Origin of the sequence: Lentilactobacillus senioris, from assembly GCF_026798195.1 — a bacterium.
GTDB classification, from domain to species: domain Bacteria; phylum Bacillota; class Bacilli; order Lactobacillales; family Lactobacillaceae; genus Lentilactobacillus; species Lentilactobacillus senioris_A.
In genome coordinates, this window is record NZ_JAPQEZ010000015.1 from 1 (window position 1) to 8,009 (window position 8,009).

At 38.7% G+C, this 8,009-nt stretch carries 7 protein-coding genes and 1 pseudogene; 7 read left to right on the forward strand and 1 reads right to left on the reverse strand.

Annotated features, from left to right (window positions below; translation table 11 throughout):
* Nucleotides 1-222 precede the first annotated feature (222 nt).
* The 5 genes from folE to OXT66_RS09290 all read left to right on the forward strand — a co-directional run bounded on the left by folE (nucleotide 223) and on the right by OXT66_RS09290 (nucleotide 4,756).
* On the forward strand, nucleotides 223-870 hold the full coding sequence (gene folE / locus OXT66_RS09270) for a GTP cyclohydrolase I FolE (protein WP_010492191.1): 648 nt from the start codon (nucleotides 223-225) through the stop codon (nucleotides 868-870).
* Nucleotides 871-878: 8 nt separating this feature from the next.
* Nucleotides 879-1,640 (forward strand): SDR family oxidoreductase, encoded by a 762-nt coding sequence (locus tag OXT66_RS09275; protein WP_024047499.1) that lies wholly within the window; start codon nucleotides 879-881, stop codon nucleotides 1,638-1,640.
* A gap of 142 nt (nucleotides 1,641-1,782) precedes the next feature.
* Entirely contained in the window at nucleotides 1,783-2,958 is a 1,176-nt protein-coding gene (locus OXT66_RS09280; protein WP_268597032.1) for an IS256 family transposase, read from the forward strand.
* A 182-nt stretch (nucleotides 2,959-3,140) separates the two neighbouring features.
* A complete protein-coding gene (locus OXT66_RS09285; RefSeq protein WP_268597033.1) occupies nucleotides 3,141-4,352 on the forward strand; it encodes an NAD(P)/FAD-dependent oxidoreductase in 1,212 nt (403 codons plus the stop codon).
* A gap of 32 nt (nucleotides 4,353-4,384) precedes the next feature.
* Nucleotides 4,385-4,756, forward strand: coding sequence for a DUF488 domain-containing protein (locus OXT66_RS09290; RefSeq protein ID WP_010492182.1), 372 nt, complete (start codon nucleotides 4,385-4,387; stop codon nucleotides 4,754-4,756).
* Between the two features lie 180 nt (nucleotides 4,757-4,936).
* Here OXT66_RS09290 and OXT66_RS09295 read toward each other — a convergent pair.
* A pseudogene (locus OXT66_RS09295) lies at nucleotides 4,937-6,115 on the reverse strand (IS256 family transposase).
* Nucleotides 6,116-6,392: 277 nt separating this feature from the next.
* On the opposite strand from OXT66_RS09295, the gene OXT66_RS09300 reads away from it, so the two are divergent.
* On the forward strand, nucleotides 6,393-7,313 hold the full coding sequence (locus OXT66_RS09300; RefSeq protein ID WP_003574021.1) for an IS30 family transposase: 921 nt from the start codon (nucleotides 6,393-6,395) through the stop codon (nucleotides 7,311-7,313).
* 136 nt (nucleotides 7,314-7,449) lie between these two features.
* Nucleotides 7,450-7,971: a hypothetical protein gene (locus tag OXT66_RS09305; RefSeq protein ID WP_010492172.1), complete on the forward strand. Its 522-nt coding sequence runs from the start codon at nucleotides 7,450-7,452 to the stop codon at nucleotides 7,969-7,971.
* Nucleotides 7,972-8,009 lie beyond the last annotated feature (38 nt).

Here is an 8,009-nt window from a genome sequence, read left to right on the forward strand (position 1 = left end):
GGGCTTTTTAATTTCTGTTCGGATTAATTATAGAATTTGCCTTCATAAAAAAACTCCTATTCTGATTTTTATCATTATGACACAAAATCTAATGAATTTGGTACCAAATTTCAGTATAGGAGCAGACTCGTCTTTTTTGATGCAAAGTTGAAAACAAATCGTTGTTCAAAATCATGAACTTGAAGTAGACTTAAGTTATTATTGAGTTAGGAGATTCATATCATGACAACAAACAATGATCATTACAATGAAGCTGAATTACTTGCCAGCTATTTTCCCGAAACTGCAAATAACTCAGAACTATTACAGCAAAAGTTAACTGATGTTCAACAAATCGAACAAGCACTGCAAACTTTAATGGCTCTCTGTGGTCAAGACGACAATAATCCCGATTTAGATAAAACGCCCTTTCGTGTGGTAAAAGCCTTTCTTGAATACACCAGTGGTTACCGCGAAGATCCTACTGCCCATCTAGAAAAAGTCTTTGATATTCAACAAAATGATCCTATTATTGTAAAAGATATCGAATTTTATTCGATGTGCGAACATCATTTTGCACCCTTCTTTGGCGTAGCTCACGTTGCATATCTTCCTGATCAAAAAGTCACCGGACTTTCCAAAATTGCACGGGTCGTTGAAGGTTACGCGCGGCGTTTCCAAGTTCAAGAGCGCTTAACGAATCAAATTGCCGATGCAATTGATACCGTCTTGCAGCCTAAAGGGGTTATGGTAGCTATTGAAGCGAAGCATTTATGTGTTTCAAGTCGCGGCGCTAAAAAAGAACAAGCGCAAACTTTCACGCTGGCTAGTCGTGGTGCTTACATTAAAGATAGCCAATTGCGGTCAGAATTTATGACTGCTATTAAGTGAGGTCACTAATGAGTAAAAGAGTCGCTTTTATTACAGGGAGTACTACGGGACTGGGCGTGCAAATGGCCCATAAACTTGCTCAAGCAGGCTATCAATTAGCCTTAAATTACCGACACAGTCAAACAGCTGCGTTACAATTACAACAAGATTTGGCGCAATGCTATCAAGTCAATGCTCGCCTTTACCAAGGCGATGTAAGCCAACAAGCTGACGTGGTACGAATGATTGAACAAATTAAACTTGATTTTGGTCACTTAGATATTTTAATTCTTAACGCTGGTCCCTTTATTCACGATAAATTAAAACTCGTCGACCATACCCCAGCCCAGTGGCATGACATGATGAGTGCTAACCTTGATAGTTTTTTCTATTTAGTTAAGGCAACGGTACCTATGATGGAAAAACAAAATTGGGGCCGCATTATTGCGCTAGGCTTTGACCAAATTGACCAAGTCTCGGGTTGGCAATATCGTGGTGCTTATGCCGCCGCTAAAACTGGTGTGGCCGCGGCGATTAGAACTTTAGCGCTTGAAGAAAAAGACTATCAAATTACTGCAAATATGGTCTGCCCCGGTGATATTAAAGCTGATCTTAAAGAAGCTGACATTGAACAAGCCCAGAAACTTGCACCTAATCAGACTAAACGAAAAGCTGCTGGTGAAGATGTTGCTCGCGTTATTGCCTTTTTATGTGCAGAAGATTCAGACTATTTAACCGGCAACATCATTAACTTAGCTGGCGGCGAAAATATTATTCATCGTCATGACTAAAATTTAAACTACTAGTAACAACTAAATATGGTATAAAATTAGCGAGAGTGTAAAATATTTTGTGTAAATGAGTATTGAAAAAAGGAAGACCTTCCCCGTATGATTATAAGCGTCTAAACCAAATCAACGGAGGTCTTCCCCTATGAATCAGTTTAACAAAGAATTGGCAAATGTACTACTATCTCATGGTGATTTAAAAGAAGTTTTTAGAAAACAACTGCAGGATACATTAAATACGTTACTTCAAGCCGAGTTAACTTCTGTTCTAGGCTACGATCCTTATGATCGTCAAGGTTTCAACTCTGGTAACTCTCGAAATGGCCAATATTTTCGTCAAATTGATTCAGAGTATGGAAAGCTGAGTATCTGTGTCCCACGTGATCGCAAGGGCGAGTTTAAGGCTAACTTAATCCCACCTTATTCTCGAAGAGTAGATGCACTGGAAACGACGATTATACAGTTATACGAAAAAGGAATTACAACTCGAGAAATAGCTGACTTAATCGAAAAGATGTATGGAACTCATTATTCACCCACTACGATTTCCAACATTACAGCCATTGTTGAGGATCAAGTGACTGCTTATCATCAGCGGCGGTTTAGTTCGACAGACTACGTCTGTCTTTTCCTTGATGCAACTTATGTGCCCTTACGTCGTGATACGGTTCAAAAAGAGTCGGTTTATGTCGCTTTAGGTATTATAGCAGATGGTCATAAAGAAATTTTAGATTACTGTATTGCACCAACGGAAAATTCAGAAGTTTGGTCCGAATTACTAACTGGTTTAGTCAGTCGTGGTATTAAACACGTCCAGTTAGTCATCGCAGATGGCTTAGTTGGCTTGGATTCAGCGCTTAACCACAATTATCCTCAAGCTCAATTTCAACGCTGTCTGATCCATATGTCACGGAATATCTTGCAGAAAGTTCGTGTAAACGACCGTGCAGAGGTCGTTAATGAGTTCAAAGAACTCCACAGAGCAAAAACACGTGATGAAGCCCAGCTAATTTTAAATCGTTTTATCGATCATTGGGAGTCAAAGTATCCTCGAATGGTTAGAAATTTAGCCAGTACGTCTAATTTACTAACCTTCTTAGAATTTCCTCCGAGTATTCGCAGAACAATTTACTCAACGAACATTATTGAATCATTCAATAAAAAGCTGAAGCGCAAGACAAAAGTCAAAGAACAATTTCCAAATGAATCAGCACTTGACCGTTTCCTTGCGACAATTATCTTAGAGTACAACGAGAAATACTTCGGCAGAGCTCATAATGGCTTTAAGCAGTGCCAAGATACTTTAGAATCAATGTTTTAAGCTAGACAAAATGATACGAAGAAGTCTTCTTGTTATTTACACAAACTTCTTGACGCTCTCGTCCTTTTTGGATGGTGTTTTTATTTGGTCAATCGGCTAGACTAACAAGCCGATATTTTGCGTGGTTATTCTTTTTGCATTAGACTTAAGTTATAATTCGAATTCAGATTAGGAGGATCCCTATGAAGTTTGATATTGTAGTTGTCGGTGGTTCAACGGCCGGATTTTATTTGGTGAAGGCATTACGGACTAAAGGTTTTTCAGGTAGTATTTGTTTAATTGATCGCGAAGACGCACTGCCTTATAATCGTTATAAATTATCTAAAAATTGGCTGACAGGCAAGAAGTTAGATGCACCTATTTTTAAACCGGAATCGTTCTTTGCTGAAAATGAGATTAAGTTACAATTAAATACCGAAGTTGTGGCGGTTCATGATGAGAAGAAGAGAGTTGTCACAGCAGATCATCAAGAAATTACTTATGGTCAACTTGTTCTAGCTATGGGTGCAGAGTCACGTCATTTGCACTTGCCTAATGATGACGCTGAAGGAATTTTTTACTTAAGAAGTTATCACGATGCGATCAAGATTAAGCAGTGGAGCGAGCAAGTTAAAGATGTGGTCTTAATTGGCGCTGGGTTTATTAGTTTAGAATTGGCTAGCTCCTTTAGAAAGTTAGGCCTTAATGTCACAGTTGTTGAACATGGTCAACATCCATTGGGACGTGTAGTTGGTCCACAGGCTTCAGAATATTTCGTTAAGATGCATCAAGAACAGGGCGTCAAATTTGTTTTAGGTAGTGGTGTTGAATCGTTTACGCATGACCAACAGCATCAAGTCACTGGGGTGGTAACTGATACGGGTGCAACAATTCCTGCACAAATGGTTGTTGTTGGTGTTGGTGCAGTTCCTAACACGTCAATTAAAGCAGATCATTTGGAATTAGGGCAGAATATTGTCGTTAATGAATATGGCGAAACAGCACTGAAAGATGTTTACGCTGTTGGCGATGCTACTATTTGGCCGTTCCAGGGTGAAGAGATTCATGTGGAACATTGGGAAAATGCGCAAAGTCACGGTAAAAATGTTGCCGCTAATCTGATCCAGCCACAAAGTCAGCCTTATGATGTCTTACCATATTTTTGGACAGATCAGTATGATCAAACCTTTGAATATTTAGGTCATACGACTAAGTGGGATCAAACTTTTATCCGCGGTAATCTTGATTCTGGTAAGTTTACAATTGCTTATGTTGATGAAAATCAAGTACCATTGGCTATTTTGTTTGCTAATGGTAATGACGAGCGTGCTGACGTTACCGAATTAATGTCACGCCGTCAACCATTAGATTCAGAACGGTTTGCCGATACTAATCAGCCATTATCCACGTTATAAAATGTGATTTTTAAAAGGAGGTTCAAGTTGTTATGCCACAAATTAAATTAATTCGCGCTTATGATCAAGCAGCAGTTAAACGGGCATCTGGTTATAAAATTTTAGTGGATCGCTTGTGGCCTCGGGGGCTCGCTAAAGCTGATTTACCTTATCAATGGTGGCTTAAAGAATTAGCGCCAAGTTCTGAGTTAAGGAAATGGTTTAATCATCAAGAAGAGCGCTATCCTGAATTCAAGCAACGCTATCTTGCTGAAATTGCCGCCAATCCATTAAGTGCAGCGGTGCTTGATTTTATTAGTCTCTGTTTACAAAGTGAAGATGTAATTTTAATTTATGGTGCCAAAAACGAGCAACACAATCAAGCTGTGGTTTTAAAAGCATGGTTAGAACAAAAATTGGAATAAGTTATACCTGATAAAAAGCTTGGATCACTTGATTCAGGCTTTTTTATTTAGCATTAATTGACTTGTTTAGTTAAGAGCATAAAATATAAGTAAAGTCATTAATCAGCGTCAAAAAATCAGAAACTGTCAAATCTTTTGTGTAAATAGATCTTTCTCATAGATTGATTTTTTATTCTTTATTTAATCAAAGTAAGATTCTAAGGTGTTCTGAACCTGACCAAAGCCTTTGTGGATTCGCTTGAAATATCGATCATTGTAGCTCATTGCTTGTATTCCAATAAAAGTATCAAGCGACTGTTCAGTTGGAAACTCTGCTTTAGGTTTGGCTTTGCGCTTAACAACATTATTAAAGGATTCAATCATGTTAGTTGAATAGATTGAACTTCTGATCTGTTTCGGATAGTTATAAAAAACTAGCAGGTCCGGCTCGATGTCTTTCAGGTTTCTTATGACATGATTATAACTCTTGTCCCATTTGGCATAGAAGGCATGCAATACATCAACAGCAGCTGCTTTATTGGCTTGCTGGTGAATCTGCTTGAATTCGTTCATAATTGCCTCACGGTCTTCTACACGTACTTTAGCGCAGATATTACGCATGACGTGAACCAAACAGCGCTGGAAGTGAGCTTTAGGATAAGTTTGCATTAGTGCAGTTTTCATACCCACAACACCATCTGATAAAAATAATTCAACTTGTTTAAGGCCTCTGCTTTTCATATTTTGAAGCAACTCCGTCCAGACTTCGATATTTTCGCTAGGAGCTATGCAATAATCGATCACTTCTTTGTGACCGTTGGGCTTGATACCAATGGCAATATATACTGCTTCTCGTTCAAAAGTTTCTCGACGCAACGGTATATACGTTGCATCAAGATAAACACAAAAGAACTTATCGCTCAGTTTATGCTTGTGATAAGCCTCAACTTTAGGAATCATTTGCTTAGAGATATTAGACACTTGAGCGGGACTATAATGGCTGCCATACATTTTTTCGATCAAATTAGCTATTTCTCTAGTGGTTACACCTTTAGAATAAAGCTTTATAACCATATCTTCTAAGAGATCAGTATGTTGTTTATAGTCTGGCAGAGTGTGTTGGTGAAACATACCATTGCGATCTCGTGGCACCTGGATTTCAATTGATCCAAACTGGGTATCAATTTTACGGAAATACGCGCCATTTCTAGAATTACCAGTATTCCAGCCGTCTCTTGCATAAGGATCATAACCTAAAAAGGCAGTTAATTCAGCTTCTAACAAGTCATTAACTGCTTACTGGAGTTCTTTGCGCAATAAATCGTTTATTTTGTCTTGATTGAATAGAGCTTGAGCCATATTTTTGGTAAAATCATTCATGAAGGAGTTCTTCTTTCTGTATGTGTTTTTTGTTCAAACCAATCATACGAGAAAGGAACTCCTTTTTCTAATGTTTTTGAAAATTAATTTAAGGAATCATTCATCCTTACACAAAATATTTTACACTCTCTTGTAGACAGAAAGTATATGAAAAACTTTTTTAATCTCCTAGATTGCATAATTAAATTTACCACCCAGAAAATGTGAAAAAAGACCTGTCCGTTCTTGCTAAAATGGTGTTTGCATAACATACCATCTAGAGAGAAGGACAGGTCCCATGGCCATTATAACCTTAATTGAACGATCTCAGATAGAACTGATGCAACACCACACGATTCAATACATCGCCGCGACCTTAGGCCGCTCTCGTATTTCTATTAGGCATGAGCTTCACCGTTGCCCTGAAGGTGATTACTGCGCCATTATAGCTCAGGATCATGCCGATACTTGTCGGCATCGTTGTGGTCGGCACTCGATTTTAACGCCTAAGTTGAAGCGGATGGTAACTGAGAAGCTAAACCTAGGTTGGTCCCCTGAAATGGTCGGTTATGCCGTTCACTGTGCGCCACACACGATTTACCACTGGATTTATCAAAGACAAGTCGATTTTCAGCCAAGCCAACTCTTTGATCACGGTAAACGTCATAAAAGAAGACAAGACCTTCGGTCGCGCTATAACCAAGCAGTAGGCACCTCAATTGAGATTCGCAGTGAGTCAGCTAACCGGCGAACCGAAAAAGGACATTTAGAGATGGATACAGTTCGCGGTGGTCGCGGGTCAAAGGCTGCTGTTTTGACCATTGTCGATCGGGTGACACGTTTAATGGCGACAACTAAGCTTGAAAACTTATCACAAAATGCTGTTCTCAAGGGATTTGCAAGACTGATGGTGGACTTTCCGGGTCCGGTTCGATCAGTGACGGTTGATCACGGTAAAGAGTTTTCCTGCGATCAGGCGCTTACAAAGCGCTATCGGATACCGGTTTACTTTTGCCACGCCTATCACCCGAATGAACGGGGCACAAATGAACGGTTCAATCGAGAACTTCGCTACTATTTCCCGAAGGGAACACAGTTTGATCAGGTTTCAGAGACCGATATTCAACAAGCCACAGCGCTTATCAATAACAAACCTAGAAAATGTCTCCGTTGGCAAACCCCAGTTCAAGCAGTGAGCAAGCCTCTTTCTAGGTGGTAACTTTATTATTGCAATCTAGGATCTCAAATCTATATGGTTATCAAATATTGATACTTTTACAAAAAATAGTGAAGAAGCTGCTGATAACTTAATTGATGATAAATTTGAGGGAAAACTTGAAAAGCTAGCGTTAGACATGCCAGCTTTTATAACTAGTTTTACAGAACTAGATATAAACTCCTTTGACAAAAACGGTTTTGTAAAGGAAGAAATATCATGCTCATTAATAAAATGCGAAGAAAAATTAGGCAAGAATCGTGACTTTATTTTTATTCCTTATCAAAATATGATTCACTTATTGAATGTAATTAAGGAGTGCCAAGCAGGTAAGCGAGAAGGTATCCTAAAAGAAACAACAATATTTGCTCGAAAAGTTTGGTATATCACGGATTACGTAAATAGAATGGACAAACTTGAAAAAGACTATTTTGAAGGTAAAAAGTCTGTGGAGCAAGTTGGCCGAGGCATGCTAGGAACGAAGTCAATGAAGTACTCAATACAAAACGAATTCAGATTGGGCATTGTGTTTCCATACAAAAAATCAAATTATGGTAATGAAGCTGGTACAAACTTAGGCATACAACCTTCTTTTTGCTTTGCGACACAATACTTCAAAAAAGAGGAACTAAGGTCATTGAATATAGAAAAGCTGAATTAATAGTACTAAACCGAAAATAGCCACTAGGGTATACCCTA